16 protein-coding genes are annotated in these 17063 nt (G+C 71.6%); 8 read left to right on the top strand and 8 right to left on the bottom strand.

Translation table 11 applies throughout. The features are described from left to right. The first annotated feature begins 16 nt into the window (after positions 1 to 16). The 4 genes from AB0J53_RS39435 to AB0J53_RS39450 are packed head-to-tail and all read left to right on the top strand — an operon-like array spanning position 17 to position 2565. Entirely contained in the window at positions 17 to 640 is a 624-nt protein-coding gene (locus AB0J53_RS39435) for a hypothetical protein (protein ID WP_364181985.1), read from the top strand. Continuing rightward, positions 625 to 954 carry a transcriptional regulator gene (locus AB0J53_RS39440; protein ID WP_364181988.1) on the top strand — a complete coding sequence of 110 codons (330 nt, stop codon included), beginning with the start codon at positions 625 to 627 and terminating at the stop codon, positions 952 to 954. The genes AB0J53_RS39435 and AB0J53_RS39440 overlap by 16 nt, the downstream gene beginning before the upstream one ends. After that, positions 951 to 1832 (top strand): ABC transporter ATP-binding protein, encoded by an 882-nt coding sequence (locus AB0J53_RS39445; protein ID WP_364181990.1) that lies wholly within the window; start codon positions 951 to 953, stop codon positions 1830 to 1832. The genes AB0J53_RS39440 and AB0J53_RS39445 overlap by 4 nt, the downstream gene beginning before the upstream one ends. After that, positions 1825 to 2565, top strand: a complete 741-nt coding sequence (locus AB0J53_RS39450) for an ABC transporter permease (RefSeq protein ID WP_364181993.1) — start codon at positions 1825 to 1827, stop codon at positions 2563 to 2565. Before AB0J53_RS39445 ends, AB0J53_RS39450 begins: the two co-directional genes overlap by 8 nt. Positions 2566 to 2646: 81 nt before the next feature. On the opposite strand, the gene AB0J53_RS39455 is transcribed toward AB0J53_RS39450, so the two are convergent. Then, a complete protein-coding gene (locus tag AB0J53_RS39455; protein WP_364181996.1) occupies positions 2647 to 3888 on the bottom strand; it encodes a trypsin-like peptidase domain-containing protein in 1242 nt (413 codons plus the stop codon). 245 nt (positions 3889 to 4133) lie between these two features. Between AB0J53_RS39455 and AB0J53_RS39460 the strand changes: the two genes are divergently transcribed. Then, a complete protein-coding gene (locus AB0J53_RS39460; protein ID WP_364181998.1) occupies positions 4134 to 4610 on the top strand; it encodes a VOC family protein in 477 nt (158 codons plus the stop codon). 39 nt (positions 4611 to 4649) lie between these two features. On the opposite strand, the gene AB0J53_RS39465 is transcribed toward AB0J53_RS39460, so the two are convergent. The 7 genes from AB0J53_RS39465 to lon form a co-directional block, all read right to left on the bottom strand. Beyond that, a complete protein-coding gene (locus AB0J53_RS39465; RefSeq protein ID WP_364182000.1) occupies positions 4650 to 6185 on the bottom strand; it encodes an AMP-binding protein in 1536 nt (511 codons plus the stop codon). A gap of 93 nt (positions 6186 to 6278) precedes the next feature. After that, entirely contained in the window at positions 6279 to 6842 is a 564-nt protein-coding gene (locus AB0J53_RS39470; RefSeq protein WP_219519033.1) for a hypothetical protein, read from the bottom strand. 132 nt (positions 6843 to 6974) lie between these two features. After that, a complete protein-coding gene (locus AB0J53_RS39475) occupies positions 6975 to 7814 on the bottom strand; it encodes a MetQ/NlpA family ABC transporter substrate-binding protein (RefSeq protein WP_219519036.1) in 840 nt (279 codons plus the stop codon). A gap of 10 nt (positions 7815 to 7824) precedes the next feature. Next, positions 7825 to 8481: a methionine ABC transporter permease gene (locus AB0J53_RS39480; protein ID WP_219519039.1), complete on the bottom strand. Its 657-nt coding sequence runs from the start codon at positions 8479 to 8481 to the stop codon at positions 7825 to 7827. A 67-nt stretch (positions 8482 to 8548) separates the two neighbouring features. Next, the gene (locus AB0J53_RS39485; RefSeq protein WP_364182005.1) at positions 8549 to 9499 is read right to left on the bottom strand and encodes an ATP-binding cassette domain-containing protein; all 951 of its coding nucleotides are present in this window, start codon (positions 9497 to 9499) and stop codon (positions 8549 to 8551) included. A 301-nt stretch (positions 9500 to 9800) separates the two neighbouring features. After that, positions 9801 to 10928 (bottom strand): Fic family protein, encoded by a 1128-nt coding sequence (locus AB0J53_RS39490; RefSeq protein ID WP_364182008.1) that lies wholly within the window; start codon positions 10926 to 10928, stop codon positions 9801 to 9803. A gap of 134 nt (positions 10929 to 11062) precedes the next feature. Next, positions 11063 to 13423, bottom strand: coding sequence for an endopeptidase La (gene lon, locus AB0J53_RS39495; protein ID WP_364182010.1), 2361 nt, complete (start codon positions 13421 to 13423; stop codon positions 11063 to 11065). 175 nt (positions 13424 to 13598) lie between these two features. On the opposite strand from lon, the gene AB0J53_RS39500 reads away from it, so the two are divergent. From AB0J53_RS39500 to AB0J53_RS39510, 3 genes are all read left to right on the top strand, one after another. Next, on the top strand, positions 13599 to 14852 hold the full coding sequence (locus tag AB0J53_RS39500) for a sensor histidine kinase (RefSeq protein WP_364182013.1): 1254 nt from the start codon (positions 13599 to 13601) through the stop codon (positions 14850 to 14852). Then, the gene (locus AB0J53_RS39505) at positions 14849 to 15511 is read left to right on the top strand and encodes a response regulator transcription factor (protein WP_364182016.1); all 663 of its coding nucleotides are present in this window, start codon (positions 14849 to 14851) and stop codon (positions 15509 to 15511) included. The genes AB0J53_RS39500 and AB0J53_RS39505 overlap by 4 nt, the downstream gene beginning before the upstream one ends. An 893-nt stretch (positions 15512 to 16404) precedes the next feature. Continuing rightward, on the top strand, positions 16405 to 17049 hold the full coding sequence (locus tag AB0J53_RS39510) for a biliverdin-producing heme oxygenase (RefSeq protein WP_219513990.1): 645 nt from the start codon (positions 16405 to 16407) through the stop codon (positions 17047 to 17049). The last annotated feature ends 14 nt before the right edge of the window (positions 17050 to 17063 follow it).

Consider the following 17063-nt stretch of genomic DNA (forward strand, 5'->3'; position numbering starts at 1 on the left):
GCCAAGAGGAGTTGGGATGACAGAAGACGGCGAGCAGATCCCGAGCCCCGAGGAGACGCTGCGGGTCATCGAGCAGCAGCGCGCCGCCACGGCGCGGGCGCTGCAGCCCAACCCGCTGCGGATGTACGTGCCGTGGGGCGTGGCCTGGCTCGTCGGCTTCACCGCGTTCTTCCTGCACTACGGCCTGCACGGCGAGTCGTACGCGCCGATCGGCCAGATGCAGGCGCTGGCCGTGCTGATGGTCGCCCAGATCGTGGCCGGGTCGGTGGCGGCGTACGAGATCGTCCGGATGAGCGGCCACACCCGCGGCGACAACCAGGCCAGGGGCACCATGTACGGCTACACATGGTTCGCCGGCATGGTGCTGATGATCCTGATCGCGATGCGCGTGTCGCCGCTGCTGCCTCCGGAGCTGTCCGGCCTGCTGTGGGCGGGCGGCATGCTGACCGTGGTGGCGATCCTCTACATGGCGGGCGGCGCGCTCTGGCTGCAGTGGCCGATGTTCTTCCTCGGCGTCTGGATCGCCGCCGTCAACGGGGTCGGCGTGCTGGTCGGGGCGGGCTGGCACGCGCTGCTGACGGCGGTCCTGCTCGGCGGCGGCCAGATCGCCGTGGGGCTGTGGCTGTGGCGGCGCTCGTGACCGACGCCGCCCCGGAGCTCGACCCGGTCATCCACGCCCAGGCCCGGCTGCGGGTGATGGTCACGCTCAACACGCTGCCGGAAGGCGACGAGATGGCCTTCCCGTCCCTCAAGGACCTGCTCGGCATGACCGCCGGGAACCTGTCCGTGCACCTGTCCAAGCTGGAAGAGGCGGAGTACGTGCGCATCGTCAAGACCCACAAGGGCCGCACGCCCGTCACGTACGTCGCCATGACGAAACGGGGCCGGGCGGCCCTGGAGGACTACACCAGGGCGATCCGCGCCCTGCTCGACACCGCGGGAGGCACCGCATGACCGTCCTGGCCAGAGCCGTCGAGGCCACACGCCGCTACAGCGAGGTGGTGGCGCTCGACCGGGTGTCGCTGGAGATCCGCGCGGGCGAGATCGTCGGCCTCCTGGGTCCCAACGGGGCCGGCAAGTCGACGCTGATCAACCTGTTCGTGGGGCTGCGCCGCCCGTCGTCGGGGCTGGTGGAGCTGCTCGGCGGCTCCCCCGCCGACCCGCTGGTGCGGCGCGGCATCGGCGTCACGCCGCAGGAGACCGGCCTGCCCGAGGCGCTGCGGGTGGGCGAGATCGTGGACCTGGTGTCGGCGCACTACCCCGACGCGGCGGGCAAGGCGGAGCTGCTGGCCAGGTTCGGGCTGGAGGACCTGGTCAAGCGGCAGGTCGGCGGGCTGTCCGGCGGGCAGAAGCGGCGGCTGGCCGTGGCGCTGGCGTTCGCGGGCAACCCGCGGATGGTGTTCCTGGACGAGCCGACCACCGGGCTCGACGTCGAGGCCAGGCGCGCGCTGTGGGACGGCGTCAAGGCCTACCACGAGTCCGGCGGCACCGTCCTGCTGACCAGCCACTACCTGGAGGAGATCGAGGCCCTGGCGGAGCGGGTCGTGGTCGTCGGCCGGGGCCGGGTGCTCGCCGACGACACGGTCCGCGCCGTGCGCGACATGGTGGGCGTGCGACGGGTCTCGCTCGTCGCCGACCGGCTGCCGGAGCTGCCCGGGCTCATCTCCAGCGACCGTGAGGACGGCCGCTTCCACCTGCTGGCGTCCGACTCCGACGAGCTGGTCGTCGAGCTGGTGCGCAGCGGGGTGCCGTTCTCCGGCCTGGAGATCCGGCCCAGTTCGCTCGAGGAGGCCTTCCTCGCCATCACCGAGAAGGAGAGCGCGCATGTCTAGCCTCGTCCTGGCCCACACCCGGCACCAGATGCTGGAGCAGATCCGGGTGCCGATCGGCCTGCTGGCCAGCAGCCTGTTCCCGGCCATCGCGATGCTGGCGTTCGCGGTGCCGTTCGTCGGCGACGACCCGCTGTCCTCGACGGTGTCGACCGGGTCGATGACGCTGGTCGGGGCCATGTCGGCGGCGCTGATGGGGTTGTCGATCACGGTGGCGCAGGACCGGGAGCAGCCCTGGGACCCCTACCTGCGCACGCTGCCCGCCGGGCCGCTGCCGCGCTTCGCGGGCCGCATCATCACCACGACGGCGGTGATGCTGGTGTCGATGGTCCCGGTGCTGCTGATCGCGGTGCTGTTCACCGAGGCGACGGTGACGCCGCCGCGGCTGCTGCTCGGGGTGGGCGCGGTGATCGTCTCGTCGGTGCCGTTCATGCTGATCGGCCTGGTGCTGGGCTTCCTGCTGCCGTCGAAGGCGGCGATCGGCGTGTCGCAGCTGCTGTTCTTCCCGTTCGCCATCCTGGGCGGGCTGATGCTGCCGCTGGAGATGATGCCGGAGCTGGTGCGGACGGTCGCGCAGTTCGTGCCCAGCCGGGGCGCGGGCGAGCTGGTGTGGTGGGCGACCACGGGCGTCGAGCCCGGCGTGCTGCCGCTGGTGACGCTGGCGGTGTGGACGGTCGTGGCCGGGGCGGTCGCGGCGTGGGCGTACCGGCGCGACGAGGGCCGCCGCTACTCCTGACGTACGGGCCCCGCGTACGGGGGGTGTGCCGCCGAGTCCGCAGCGATCTCAACGGCACACCCGTCCGGGAGGGGGCTTCTGTTATTTCTTCTCTTCGAGGGTCACGGTGGCGGTGCTCTGGCGACCGTCCCTCATATAAGTGATCTGAACCTGTTGGCCCGGTTTGAAACCTCTGACCTGCCCGACAACGTTCTCGGAGCCGTCGACCGGCTTGTCGCCGATCTTGGTGATCAGGTCTCCCTGCTTCAGCCCGGCCTTCTCCGCCGGGCTTCCGGCGTTCACCTGGCTGACCAGGGCGCCGGCCACGTCGCCGGTGGCGTCGGTGACGCTCACGCCGAGGAACGCGTGCCTGACCTTGCCGGTGCTGATGAGCTGCTCGGACACGTGCTTGGCGGTGTTGATCGGGATGGCGAAGCCGACGCCGATGCTGCCGTTGCTGCCGGCCGTGGCGATCGCGGTGTTGATGCCGACGACCTGGCCGGAGGCGTTGACGAGCGCGCCGCCCGAGTTGCCGGGGTTGATGGCGGCGTCGGTCTGGATGGCGCCGCCGATCGTCGTCGGCTGGCCCGACTGGCCCTGCTCGCGCCCCCAGCCCGGGGGAAGCTGCTCCTGCCCGCCGCCGCCGACCGTCAGCGTGCGGTCCAGGGCGCTGATGATGCCCATGGTGACCGAGCCGTCGAGGCCGAGCGGGCTGCCCATCGCCAGCACCGAGTCGCCGACCTGGAGCCGGCCACTGTCGCCGAGCTGCGCCGCGGTGAGCCCGGAGACGCCCTCGGCCCTGATGACGGCCAGGTCGGTGGCCGGGTCGGTGCCGACCACGGTGGCCTTGGCCGTCTTGCCGTCACTGAACTTGACCGACATCTGGCCGCCCTGCGCGGCGCCGACCACGACGTGGTTGTTGGTGAGGATCAGCCCGTCGGCCGACAGCACGACACCCGAGCCCTCACCGGAGGCGCCCTGGATCATCACCACGGACGGCTGCGTGCGCCGGGCGACCTCGGCCACGGAGAGCGGGTTGGAGGCCTGCTTGAACGTCGGGCTCGGCGCGCTCACCGCGGCGACGGACGGCTGCTGGAAGGAGGTGACGACCGCGCCGCCCACGACGCCGCCGACGAGGGCCATGGCCGCCATCGCCAGCCCGGCGACCGCCTTCTGCCGGGCGGAGAAGCCCGGCTTCCCCGCCGGTGGCGGCGGGGGCGGCGGCACCGGCTGGGCCATCGCCCGGGTGTCGTCGCGCCGGGGGAAGCCCCCGGCGGAGGGCGGCGTGTCACCGAACTGGCTCCACCCTCCGGCGCCCTGCTCGTGAGGCTCGTTCGCGTTCATCTCACATCTCCTCAAGTCCCGATGACTCAAGGGTGCCAAGAGCGGCGTAAGCGCCGGTTAAGGCATTGATCAGAGAAGCCTGAGAGTGCTGACGTGGCGCTTATCACTGCTGGTGGGGGCCCGATTACGCAACTCAGATCGCGCGGAAATCGATGCCGCGCCGTTCCACGACGATCGGAATGAACAGGGGCGGCCAAGGGTTGGGCACAGGGACACGGAACCCCGCGTACCCGAAGGAGCCCCCCATGAGCGCCCCCCAGGAGAGCAGCCCGGCCGTCCGCCAGCTCAGGCTGGTGGTGGAGGCGGAGGACTACGAGGCCGCCGTGGCCTTCTACCGCGACGTTCTCGGCCTGCCCGAGCAGGCGGCCTTCAGCGGCGGCGACGGGGCGCGGGTGGCGATCCTGGACGCCGGACGGGCCACGCTCGAGATCGCCAACCCGGCGCAGAAGAAGATGATCGACGAGGTCGAGGTCGGACGGCAGGTGGCGCCCAAGTTCCGGGTGGCGTTCGAGGTGGACGACGCTCGCGAGACCACCGGGCGGCTGGTCGCCGCGGGCGCGGAGGAGGTGGCGCCGCCCACGGTCACCCCGTGGGAGTCGCTGAACGCCCGGCTCGACGCGCCCGGCGGCCTGCACATCACGGTCTTCCAGGAGCTGAGCACCCTTGAGGAGCGCGCGTCGCACGACGGCTTCGGCACGGAAGCCGGCCGCCCGGGCGACTAGGAGCTGCCTGCGGTTCGGCCGGAGCCCGGGAGGCGCCTGTCACTGCTGGTAGCGGGCCCGGTACTCGTCCTTCAGCAGGCGTTTGTACAGCTTCCCCGTCGGGTGCCTCGGCAGCTCCGCGCGGAAGTCGACCGACTTCGGGCACTTGTAGTGCGCCAGCCGCTCGCGGCAGTACGCGATCAGCTCCGCCTCCAGCTCCGGCCCGGCCTCCTCCATCGACACCGGCTCGACCACGGCCTTGACCTGCTCGCCCATCTCCTCGTCCGGCACGCCGAGCACGGCCACGTCGGCGACGCGCGGGTGCAGGCACAGCACGTTCTCGGCCTCCTGCGGGTAGATGTTCACCCCGCCAGAGATGATCATGTACGAGCGGCGGTCGGTGAGGTAAAGGAACCCGTCGTCGTCCAGGTAGCCGATGTCGCCGAGGGTCGTCCAGCCCCTGCCCTTCGGGTCCTGCACGGAACGGGTCTTGTCCGGGTCGCCGTGATACTCGAACGCGGCGCTCTCGAAGTAGACCGTGCCGTGCTCGCCCGGCGGCAGCTCCTCGCCCTCCTCGTCGCACACGTGCACGGGGCCGAGCAGCGAACGCCCCACCGTGCCCCGGTGCTCCAGCCAGTCGTGCGCGTTCGCGTACAGGAAGCCGTTGCCCTCGGTGCCCGCGTAGTACTCGTGCACGATGGGCCCCCACCACTCGATCATCCGCTCCTTGACCGGGACCGGGCAGGGCGCGGCGGCGTGGACGGCGCACGTCAGCGACGACAGGTCGTAGCGGTTGCGCGTCTCCTCGGGCAGCTTGAGCATCTTGACGAACATCGTCGGCACGAGCTGCGAGTGCGTGACCCGGTGCTTCTCCACCAGGGCCAGGTACTGCTCGGGGTCGAAGCGCTCCATGACGACGACGGTCGCGCCGAGCCGCTGGAAGGACATGCAGTAGCGCAGCGGCGCGGCGTGGTAGAGCGGCGCCGGCGACAGGTAGACGCTGTCGGCCGTGGGCGCGAACAGGCCCTCGATGAGCTTGAGCAGCACGTTCGGCTCGGCCAGCGGCGCCTTGGACAGGGCGGGCTTGACGCCCTTGGGCCTGCCGGTGGTGCCCGAGGAGTAGAGCATGTCGGCGCCCTGGCACTCGTCGGGGATCGGGGTGGCCGGGTGCGCCGCCACGGCCTCCTCGTACGAGGTGAAGCCCTCGGCGACGCCGTCGAGCATCAGGCGCAGCTCCACGCCGGGGGTGGCGTCGGTGACGGAGGTGGCGACGGCGGCCAGGTCGGCGCTCGCGATGAACACCCGGGCGCCGCAGTTGCCGACGATGTAGGCGAGCTCGTCGCTCTGCAGCCGCGAGCTGATCGCCGTGTAGTAGAGGCCGGAGCGGTGCGCCGCCCAGGCGACGGCCAGGAAGAGCGGATGGTTGGAGAGCATGAAGGCGACGTGGTCCCCCGGCTGGAGGCCGGCGGCGCGGAACAGGTGGGCCAGGCGGTTCGACTCCTCGTCGAGCCGGCGGTAGGTGACGACCTCTCCGGAGCCCGCCATGATCACAGCGGGCTTGTCGGGGGTGACGGCTGCGATGGCTCCCGGGTGCATGAACCGAACACTATTCTGCCGATTCGTCCCGCGCCAGGACCCGGACACGGCGGAGCCGCGGCCCCCCTCCCGGGAACCGCGGCTCGGCGTGGGTCACGCGGCGTGGTAGACGTCCTTCCAGCCCGAGTGCTTGCCGGTGGGGCCCCACGCGCGGCCCCGGCTGACGTCCACGTAGATGTGGGCGGCGTCCGTACCGGAGAAGGAGAAGTGCTTCGGGGACTCGCCGCAGTTCTTGAACCGCTTGACGTACGTGTCGCCCTCGCCGGTCACGACCTTGAAGACCTCCCACGCGCACCTGTTCCTGCCCCACCACTTGTCGTTGGTGAGCTTGCTGCGCACGGTGAAGACGTCCTCGTACTTCCATTCCCACTTGTGCTTCTTGACCTTCTGGGTGACCCACTTGCACTTCTTGTGGCCGTCGGCGTCCTTCCAGCAGACGCGCTTCTTCACCCAGTACGTCTTCCAGTACCAGTCCTTGTACTTCTTCTGGTCCACGCTCACGTGGCCCTGGGCCTTGGCGTCGTGGTCGGTGGAGAAATAGGCTCCCCAGCCGGCCTCGTAGGAGGCCGGCGTGGTGGCCGAGGCCGCGGCGGGGGCGGCGATCGCGACCGCGGTGGCGGCGGCGACGCCGATCAGGATCCGGCTGACGAATCGCATTCGGGGACTCCTCGGGAGAGGTGAGTTCTTCTGTCCCCGTATTCGTACGCCGCCCCCATTGCCCGCGGCTTTCATCCGGCTTGAAACGGTCCGGCAATTTCGTTTCAGCCGGATTTCTCAGCCGGCCGTTCTTCAGCCGGCCGCGATGACCGAGCCCTGGTACTTCTGCGCGATGAAGTCCTTGACCTTCTGGTCCTGGAGGAGCTTGCCGAGCGTGACGATGCTCGCGTCCTTCTCGTGGCCCTTGGCCACGACCAGGCCGTTCACGTACGGGTTCCCCTCGGTCTTCTCCAGCACCAGGGCCTCGGTGGCGGGCTTGAGCCCGGCCTCGATCGCGTAGTTGCCGTTGATGACCGCCGCGTCCACGTCGTCGAGCGAGCGCGGGAGCTGCGCCGCCTCCAGCGGCTTGAACTGCAGGTTCTTCGGGTTGCCGGTGACGTCGCGCTCGGTGGCGGCGGTGCCGGCGCCCTCCTTGAGGGTGATCGTGCCGTTGTCGGCCAGCAGCTTGAGCGCGCGGCCCAGGTTGGTGGCGTCGTTCGGCACGGCGACCGTGGCGCCGGAGGGCAGCGCGGCCAGGTCCGTGGCCTTCTTCGAGTACAGGCCGAGCGGCTCCAGGTGCACCGGGGTGACGAAGCTCAGCTCGGTGCCCTTGGAGGCGTTGAAGTCGTCCAGGTACGGCTTGTGCTGGAAGAAGTTGGCGGCCAGCTGGCCCTCGCTGAGCTGGATGTTCGGCTGGACGTAGTCGGTGAACTCCACGATCTCCAGCTTCAGCCCGGCGGCCGGGGCCAGGTTGTCCTTCACGTAGGCGAGGATCTCGCCGTGCGGGACGGGGCTGGCGCCCACCTTCAGCACGGTGTCGGCCGACTCGGCCGGGCTGGCCGCGCCGGCGTCCGTGGTGGCGGACTGTGTCGAGCCGCATGCGGTGAGCAACAGGGAGAGGGCGGCCGCGCCTACGATGCTACGAATTTTCATGATTTTTCCTTTATTTATGTGAAAGACGCCGAGCGACGAGATCGCCCAGGCTTTGCATGATCTGCACGATCACGACGAGCACCACCACCGTCGCGATCATGATTTCGGTCTCGAAGCGCATGTATCCGTAGCGCACCGCCAGGTCGCCCAGGCCGCCGCCGCCGATCGTGCCCGCCATGGCCGTGTAGCCGATGAGCGCCACCACGGTCACGGTCACGCCCGCGACGATCCCCGGCAGCGCCTCCGGCAGCAGCACCTTGCGCACGATCGTGGTCCGCCCGGCGCCCATCGCCTGCGCGGCCTGCACGACGTCGCGGTCGACCTCGCGCAGCGCCGTCTCGACCAGCCGGGCGAAGAACGGCACCGCGCCCACCGTGAGCGGAACGACCACCGCCGCCGTGCCGATCGTGGTGCCCACGACCAGCCGGGTGAACGGGATGATGGCGATCATCAGCACGATGAACGGCAGCGACCGCCCGACGTTCACGACCATGCCGAGCGCCGACTTGAGCACCGGCATCGGCCGCAGCCCGCCCCGGTCGAACACCACCAGCGCCACCCCGAGCGGCAGCCCGAGCAGCACCGTGAACAGCGTCGACCAGGCCACCATCAGCGCCGTCTGCCAGGTGGCCTCGCCCAGCAGCGGAACCATCTCGTCCCAGGTCATCGCTTCCCCCTCCGTGCATTCACACGTGCATTCACACGCGCACTCGCACGCGTACTGACGGCCGTGCTCACGCCGTCTCCACCAGCAGGCCGCGCTCGCGCAGGTAGTCCAGCGCGGGGGCGGCCTCATCGCCCGTGAGGGCGACGCGCAGGCGGCCGACCGGGCCGGCCGTCAGCTCCTCGATGGAGCCGCCCAGGATGCTCAGGTCCACGTCGAACTTCCGCACGACCTCCGACACCACCGGCTGGCGCGGGTCGCCGGTGAAGGTGAGCGTGACCGACCCCGCGGGCGCGGGCTCGGGCAGCGGGAAGATCTCCCGGGTCAGCCGCGACCCGGGCGTCCTGATCAGGTCCGCGATGACGCCGGACTCCTCGACCCGGCCGCCGGCCATGATGGCGGCCGAGTCGCAGACGCTCTTGATCACGTCCATCTCGTGGGTGATGAGCAGGATCGTCAGGCCGAGCTCGGTGTTGAGCCGCTTGAGCAGGGCCAGGATCGACTGCGTGGTGGCCGGGTCCAGCGCGGACGTGGCCTCGTCCGACAGCAGCACCGACGGGTTGCCGGCCAGCGCGCGGGCGATGCCCACGCGCTGCTTCTGCCCGCCGGAGAGCTGGTTCGGCCGGTCGCCGCCGCGCCCGCCGAGCCCGACCAGCTCCAGCAGCTCACCGACGCGGCGGCGGCGCTCGGCCGCCGGGACGCCCATGACCTCCAGGGGAAAGGCCACGTTCCCCGCGACGGTGCGCGAGGACAGCAGCGCGAAATGCTGGTGGATCATGCCGATGCGGCGGCGGGCCAGGTTCAGCTCCTTGCCGCTCAGCGCGGTCAGCTCCTGCCCGTCGACCGTGACGGTGCCCGCGTCAGGGCGTTCGAGCAGGTTGACGCAGCGCAGCAGCGTGCTCTTGCCCGCGCCGCTCTGGCCCACCACGCCGTAGATCTCACCCTGGCGCACGTGCAGGTCGACGCCGTCCAGCGCGACGGTGCCGCCGTACGACTTGCGCAGGCCGGAAGCCTGGATCACAACAATTCCCCACAGATCTGGAACGAACAAACGTCGGTACGCGAAAGGTGGGGGCTACGCGGTGCCGGGGTGGTACGGCAGGTGGCTCAGCCTGCGCAGCACGAAGTGCGGAGTGATCATGGTGACCTTCGAGGAGACGGCGGATCGTCAGCGGGTGCGGGGGGTACGCATTCGCCCCGTACACATGCGACAACACCGGGGGCCCATGGCGCTCCGGCGGTCCGCGTATGCCTCGTTCACGCCGTGGTCAACGGCCTGCGTGCCGCCCGGTATTCCGGACTTGCCGGGTGATCTGCATCACCTACCGGTACGGGTCCCGCAACGGCCGCACCCGCCCGGCGAACTCCGCCCTGATCGCCAGCATCCGAGGGCCCGGCTCGTAGAAGCGCCCCTTCGTCTCCCCGTACGGCTGCAACCACTTGCGCGCGGCCAGATCCCGCAGATCCCGCGCCGCCTGCCCCTGACTCAGCCCCTCGTCCGCCTGATAACGGCTGCGGCGCAGCCGCCTGCTCACGAACGCCTCGTAGAGCGCCGATACGCAGCGGCCGTTGATCCCGTCGCCGCGCGCCTCCTCCTCCAGCAGCACCCAGATCTCCGACGCCTGCGCCAGGCGCTGCGCGACCCGCTGCGCCTGCAGGTGGTGGGCCCGCAGGCAGAACCGCACCCAGGCCGAGGTGTCACCGGGCGGATCCCAGCGGCGCCCGCCCGCGCCGTTGAGCGCGTCGTAGTAGCCGAGCGTCACGCTGGGCCGTCCCAGCCACTCCTCGATGGAGCAGAACTCGGGCGTGGTGATGCGGTCGCGGCCGAGGACGAGCGTCTGCAGCGCCCTGGACATACGCCCGTTGCCGTCCCGCCAGGGGTGGATCTTGACGAGGTTGAGGTGCGCCATGGCCGCCCGCACGTAGCTCGGCACGTCGAGGTCGCCCTCGTTGAGCCACTGGACGAGCTCGTCGAGCAGGCCAGGCACCAGCTCGGCGTCCGGCCCTTCGTAGACGACCTCGCGGGTCTCCCCGTCGCGGATGTAGACGCCGCCTGGCCGCACCACTCCCGGGTCCTTGTGACGGTGGTGCCCGATCATCATGAAGTTGAGCGCGTGCAGCGTGCCCACGTCGTAGCGGAACGACGTGGCGCGCGACAGGTGCCGGACGTAGGTGAGCGCCTGCTGGTAGCCGGCGATCTCCCGGCTCACCACGGGCGACGCCTCCAGCGGCTCCTCCCCCGCCATGATGGACTCCACGTCCTCCACGCTGGCCCGGTAGCCCTCGATCGAGTTGGACCCCTGGATGGCCCTGGCCTGGAGCTGGCGGCGGAGCTGCCCGTCCCAGCGGTGCGGCTCGGCGAGGCGGTGCCTGAGATCGCGCCGCATCTCCTCGATCTCCACGAGGACGTCCTTGTCTGCGGGGTCGAGCGCGGGGGTGCCGTACAGCATGGGAGGCAGGCAAGCAGGCGCGAATCATTCAGTCAAACGGCGGGATGATTTATCCATCTATTCCCGACACCCCGCCGTACGGAATGCCGACGCCCCGCCGTGTCGGGACACGGCGGGGCGGGGGCGGACGGGCGTCAGGCCGCGACCGTGGTGGCGACCTGGGCCGGGGCCAGGGCGATGTCGAGGACCTCGCGCACGTCGCTCACCGCGTGGATGGTGAGCTCGTCGCGGACCTCCTGGGGCACGTCGTCCAGGTCCGGCTCGTTGCGGGCCGGGATCAGGACGGTCGTGATGCCCGCCCGGTGCGCCGCGAGCAGCTTCTGCTTGACGCCGCCGATCGGCAGGACCCGCCCGGTCAGCGAGATCTCACCGGTCATGGCCACGTCGCCGCGGACCAGGCGGCCCGACAGCAGCGAGGCCAGCGCGGTCGTCAGCGTCACGCCCGCGGAGGGGCCGTCCTTGGGCACGGCGCCCGCCGGGAAGTGGACGTGCACCGAACGGTCCTTCAGCGCGGTGACCGGCAGCTCCAGCTCCGCGCCGTGGGAGCGCAGGTAGGACATCGCGATGCGGGCCGACTCCTTCATCACGTCGCCGAGCTGGCCGGTCAGCGTGAGGCCGGTCTCGCCGGTCTCGGGGTCGGCCAGCGACGCCTCCACGTACAGGACGTCGCCGCCCGCGCCGGTGACGGCCAGGCCCGTGGCGACGCCGGGCACCGAGGTGCGCTGGGTGGCCTCCGGCAGCGACGACTCCGGCACGAACCTGGGCCGTCCCAGGTAGCCGACCAGGTCGTCGGCGCCGACCGTGACGGGCAGCTCGTCGTTGGCCGCGACCTTGCGCAGGATGCGGGCGACCGAGCGCTCCAGGGAGCGGACGCCGGCCTCGCGGGTGTACTCGGCGGCTAGCCTGCGCAGCGCGTCGTCCTGGACGGTGACCTCGTCGGCGGTCAGGCCGGCCAGGTCGAGCTGGCGGGGCAGCAGGTGGTCGCGGGCGATCGCGACCTTCTCGTCCTCGGTGTAGCCGTCGAGCGTGACGACCTCCATGCGGTCGAGCAGCGGCCCGGGGATCGCCTCCAGGACGTTGGCCGTGGCCAGGAACAGCACGTCGCTCAGGTCGAGCTCGACCTCCAGGTAGTGGTCGCGGAACGTGTGGTTCTGCGCCGGGTCGAGCACCTCCAGCAGCGCGGCCGTGGGGTCGCCCCGGTAGTCGGCGCCGACCTTGTCGATCTCGTCGAGCAGGACGACCGGGTTCATCGAGCCGGCCTCGCGGATCGCGCGGACGATGCGGCCGGGCAGCGCGCCGACGTAGGTGCGCCGGTGGCCGCGGATCTCCGCCTCGTCGCGGACGCCGCCGAGCGCCACGCGGACGAACTTGCGGCCCATCGCGCGGGCCACGGACTCACCGAGCGAGGTCTTGCCGACCCCGGGCGGGCCCGACAGGGCGAGGACGGCGCCGCTGCGGCGGCCGCTCACGACGCCGAGTCCCTTGTCCTGGCGGCGCTTGCGCACGGCCAGGTGCTCGATGATGCGGTCCTTGACGTCGGCCAGGCCGGTGTGGTCGGCGTCCAGCACGGCGCGGGCGCCGGTGATGTCGTAGTTGTCCTCGGTGCGCTCGTTCCACGGGATGTCGAGGACGGTGTCGAGCCAGGTGCGGATCCAGCCGGTCTCCGGGGACTGCTCGGAGGTCCGCTCCAGCTTGTCGACCTCCTTGAGCGCGGCCTCGCGCACCTTCTGCGGCAGGTCGGCGGCCTCGACGCGGGCGCGGTAGTCCTCCTCCTCGGTCTCGGCCGAGTCTCCGTTGAGCTCCTTGAGCTCCTTGCGGACGGCGGCGAGCTGCTGGCGCAGCAGGAACTCGCGCTGCTGCTTCTCCATGCCCTCCTGGACGTCCTTGCGGATCGTCTCGGCCACGTCCAGCTCGGCGAGGTGCTCGCGGGACCACTCGACGAGCTTGGCCAGCCGGTCGGCGGGGTCGGCCGCCTCCAGCAGCTCGACCTTCTGGGCGGTGGTCAGCCAGGGCGTGTAGCCGGAGCTGTCGGCCAGCACCGACGGGTCGTCGATCTGGTTGACCTGGTCGACGACCTGCCAGGCGCCGCGCTTCTGCAGGATCGTGGTGGCCAGGGCCTTGTACTCCTTGGCCAGCTCCTGGGCGCGCTCGCCGGCGGCGACCTTGTCGATCGTGATGGCCTCGACCCACAGCGCGGCGCCGGGGCCGGTCGTGCCGGTGCCCACCCGCACCCGGTTGACACCGCGGACGACGGCGGCGGGCTCGCCGCCCGGCAGCCTCCCGACCTGCTCGACCACGGCCTGTACGCCCACGGCGCCGTAACGGCCGTCGATCCGGGGAACGAGGAGGACCCGTGGCTTGTTGCCACCGGATGCCTGTGCCGCGTCTATGGCGGAGCGCACCTCGGAGTCGGACAGGTCCAGCGGAACCACCATGCCCGGCAGGACGACCTCGTCGTCCAGCGGCAGGACCGGGAGGATCAAGCTCTCACTCATGCGAACTCCAAAGGGTTGAGTTACATCGACTCAATTCATTGGAGCCCATCGTTGTTCCCTTCTCTGCCGATGTTCGCTCACAGCGATCGTAATGTTGTAAGCCATACCTGAGGGTGAGGGCGGATCAACCCTTGGTCCGACGCGGCCAGGACCTCGTGGCTCGTAGGCTTCGGGGGTGTTCTCGGCAGTGCTGGAGCCGCTCAGGCTCGCGCTCTATCGGGGCGACGCCGACCCGCCGCCGCCCCGCCGCCTCACCGTGCGCGTGCCGCGCTGGCTCGGCCTGCTGCCGTTCCGCCGGATCGACCTCGTGCAGGCCGGCGATCTGGCGCTGGCCGCCCTCTTCTTCGTCACCGCGGCCTCCGAGCGGGCGGGCCTGCGCGGGGGCGGCGCCCTGGGCCAGTTCCTGCCGTACGTGGCGGCCTTCGCCTTCTCCCTACCCCTGGCGCTGCGCGGACGCCACCCGCTGGTCGCCTGGCGGATCGCCGCCGGGCTGATCCCCCTCACGATCTGGATGCGCGAGCGTCCCTCCGACGACACGCTGCCCTACACGGCGCCGGCGATCATCTGCTACCTGCTGGTGACCTACGCGGTCGCGGTGCGCTGCGACCGGCGGATCACGGTCGCGGTCTGGGCGCTGACCGCGCTGGCGACCTGGGTCTTCCATCCCAACTCGGTGGCCATCGCGCTCACCATGGTGACGATCGCCGTCCTGTTCGGCTACAACGTGCGGGTGCGGCGCAACGCCACCGCCCGGCTGCTCGCCGAGGAGCGGCGCACCCAGGAGGCCGAGGGCGCCCAGGCCGTGCTGGAGGAGCGCGCCCGCATCGCCCGCGAGCTGCACGACGTCGTCGCGCACCACATGTCGGTGATCGCCATCCAGGCAGAGGCCGTGCCGCTCCGGGCGGCGGGCGATCCGGCCCAGCTGGAGGCCGGCCTGGCCGAGATCCGCGGCCTGTCCCTGGAGGCGATCGCCCAGCTACGCCAGGTGCTCGGCGTGCTGCGCGACCAGGAGGGCCGCACCGACACCGCGCCCCAGCCCGGCCTCGACCGCATCGACGAGCTCATCGCCAACGCCCGCGCCACCGGGCTGTCCGTGCTGGTAAAACGGCCCGAATCGGTCGACGGGCTGCCGCCGGCGGTGGGCCTGTCGGCCTACCGGATCATCCAGGAGTCCCTCAGCAACGCCATGCGCCACGCCCCCGGCGCCACCGTCATGCTCGACATCGGCCGCGACGACACCGGGCTGCGGCTGCACGTCACCAACGGGCCCGGCTCCTCCCCCGCCGGCGAGCCCGGCGCCGGGCAGGGCCTCGTCGGCATGCGCGAACGGGCCGCCCTGCTCGGCGGCACGCTCGACGCCGGCCCGGTGCCCGTGGGAGGTTTCCAGGTGACCGCGACACTGCCGATCGACGAACGGGGGACCGGGTGATCCGGGTGCTGATCGCCGACGACCAGGGCATGGTGCGCACGGGGTTCACCGTGTTCCTGAGCGCGCAACCGGACATCCAGGTCGTGGGCGAGGCCGCCGACGGCCGCGAGGCGATCGAGCGCGCCGCCGAGCTGGCCCCCGACGTGGTGCTCATGGACGTGCGCATGCCCGTCATGGACGGCCTCGAGGCCACCCGCCGCCTGCTGGCCTCCGGCGCGCGGTCCAAGGTGCTCATCCTGACGACGTTCGACCTCGACGACTACGTCTACGAGGCGCTGCGGGCCGGGGCCAGCGGGTTCCTCCTCAAGGACGCCTCCGCCGCCCAGCTCGCCGAAGCCGTGCGCGTCGTCGCCGCCGGCGACGCCCTCATCGCCCCGGCGATCACCCGGCGGCTCATCCACGAGTTCGCCAAACTGCCCCGCCCCCGCGCCTCCTCCCCCGCCGACAGCCGCCTCGGCGAGCTCACCGACCGCGAGACCGAGGTCCTCACGCTCATCGCTCAGGCGCTGTCCAACCAGGAGATCGCCGACAAGCTCGTGCTGGCGGAGCAGACGGTCAAGACCCACGTGGGGCGCGTCCTGATGAAACTCGGCCTCCGCGACCGCGCCCAGGCCATCGTCTACGCCTACGAAACCGGCCTCGTACGCCCAGGCGAGTAGCCGCACACCGCACGACACCGCCACACCCGGGGCGCCTGGCCCGCCGGAGGGCCGACGCACCGCGCAGCCTGCCCACCTTGCCGACACGCCCGGGGGCGCTCTCCGGGGCCGCCGAAACTGCCGGGGCCCCAACGGCCCGCCGGCCGCCGATGCGCCGGCCCACCGATGCGCCGATGCACCCGTGCACCCGCGCCCACCCCGCCACCGTAGGGAGTGGCGGGCGACCACACGAGCGCCCGGCCCCAGCACGGACGGCCCTGGCCAGGGCCGGGGCCCGGGGGCCTGGGGGGCCGGGGTCGCGAGCCAGGAGGCGGGGTCCGGGCGCCCGGCGGGCAGGAGCCAATGGGCCCCGGGTCCGGGGCCGGTTGCCAGGGGGCCGGGCACCCTCGGGGTCCGGGGCGGCCGGGTCCAGAGGCCCGGGGCCCGAGGGCCGGAGGCCGGGAGGCCGGGGGCCCGGAGGCCGGGAGGCCGGGAGGCCGGGAGGCCGGGAGGCCGGGGGCCCGGAGGCCGGGAGGCCGGGGGCCCGGAGGCCGGGAGGCCGGGGGCCCGGAGGCCGGGAGGCCGGGGGCCCGGAGGCCGGGAGGCCCGGAGGCCGGAGGCCCGGAGGCCCGGAGGCCCGGAGGCCCGGAGGCCCGGAGGCCCGGAGGCCTCGGGGCGGCGCCAGGGGCCTGACTGCTGGGGGCTGGGAGCTGGGGCGGGGTCGGGGGCGGAGTTAGGGCGGCCCGGGGCTGGTGTAGGTGGGGGTTGGGGTGGTGGGGGTATTGGGTGGGGGTCGGGGGTGGTGACGGTGGGTACGTAAGGTTGGTGACATGGTGTCGTCATCCACTTGACCGCCACACCCAAGGTTTGTGACACTGTGTCATGAAAGAGCCGTGCACATGTTGGGGTGAGCCGTGACCTCGTTCTCCGAGACCCTGAGAGCCGCCACCTGGGGCGACCACGAGTCGGCCGAGGGGGAGAGCTATCTCAAGGAGCTGATGGGCGGCCGCCTGAGCGAGCCCGAGTACGGCGAGATGGTCGCCCAGCACTACTTCGCCTACGTCGCCCTCGACTCGGTGTCGCGCGGGCTGAGCGGGCACCCGGTGGCGGGCCGGTTCGTCTTCCCGGAGCTCTACCGGGAGGCGGCGCTGGAGCGGGATCTGGCGACGGTGTACGGGCCGGGCTGGCGGGAGCGGATCGCGCCGTCGAAGGCGACGCGCACGCTGGTCGCGCGGATCGAGCAGGTGGCCGACTGGCCGGGCGGCTACATCGCCCACCACTACACCCGCTATCTCGGCGACCTGTCCGGCGGGCAGTTCATCCGGATGGAGCTGGAGAAGATCTACGGCTACCGCAGGGGCGGCGGGGGCGCCGACTTCTACGTGTTCGACGAGGTGGGCAGCCTGCCCCGGTTCAAGGACGAGTATCGGGCGCGGCTGGACGCGCTGGAGCTCGACGAGCGGGAGCGGCAGCGGATCATCCGCGAGGTGCGGCTGGCGTACCAGCTCAACACCGAGGTCCTGGCCGAACTCATGCACACGCTACGGGCCGCCGCCTGAGCGAAAGCCTACGA

Origin of the sequence: Nonomuraea sp. NPDC049725 (assembly GCF_040674795.1) — a bacterium.
Taxonomy (GTDB): domain Bacteria; phylum Actinomycetota; class Actinomycetes; order Streptosporangiales; family Streptosporangiaceae; genus Nonomuraea; species Nonomuraea ceibae.

What these genes read in the sequence shown, in the direction of transcription:
- AB0J53_RS39490 (WP_364182008.1), bottom strand. Translation starts at nt 10,928, where the DNA reads ATGCTGTACGGCACCCCCGCGCTCGACCCCGCAGACAAGGACGTCCTC.
- AB0J53_RS39465 (WP_364182000.1), bottom strand. Translation starts at nt 6,185, where the DNA reads ATGCACCCGGGAGCCATCGCAGCCGTCACCCCCGACAAGCCCGCTGTG.
- AB0J53_RS39445 (WP_364181990.1), top strand. Translation starts at nt 951, where the DNA reads ATGACCGTCCTGGCCAGAGCCGTCGAGGCCACACGCCGCTACAGCGAG.
- AB0J53_RS39475 (WP_219519036.1), bottom strand. Translation starts at nt 7,814, where the DNA reads ATGAAAATTCGTAGCATCGTAGGCGCGGCCGCCCTCTCCCTGTTGCTC.
- AB0J53_RS39460 (WP_364181998.1), top strand. Translation starts at nt 4,134, where the DNA reads ATGAGCGCCCCCCAGGAGAGCAGCCCGGCCGTCCGCCAGCTCAGGCTG.
- AB0J53_RS39480 (WP_219519039.1), bottom strand. Translation starts at nt 8,481, where the DNA reads ATGACCTGGGACGAGATGGTTCCGCTGCTGGGCGAGGCCACCTGGCAG.
- lon (WP_364182010.1), bottom strand. Translation starts at nt 13,423, where the DNA reads ATGAGTGAGAGCTTGATCCTCCCGGTCCTGCCGCTGGACGACGAGGTC.
- AB0J53_RS39470 (WP_219519033.1), bottom strand. Translation starts at nt 6,842, where the DNA reads ATGCGATTCGTCAGCCGGATCCTGATCGGCGTCGCCGCCGCCACCGCG.
- AB0J53_RS39435 (WP_364181985.1), top strand. Translation starts at nt 17, where the DNA reads ATGACAGAAGACGGCGAGCAGATCCCGAGCCCCGAGGAGACGCTGCGG.
- AB0J53_RS39450 (WP_364181993.1), top strand. Translation starts at nt 1,825, where the DNA reads ATGTCTAGCCTCGTCCTGGCCCACACCCGGCACCAGATGCTGGAGCAG.
- AB0J53_RS39455 (WP_364181996.1), bottom strand. Translation starts at nt 3,888, where the DNA reads ATGAACGCGAACGAGCCTCACGAGCAGGGCGCCGGAGGGTGGAGCCAG.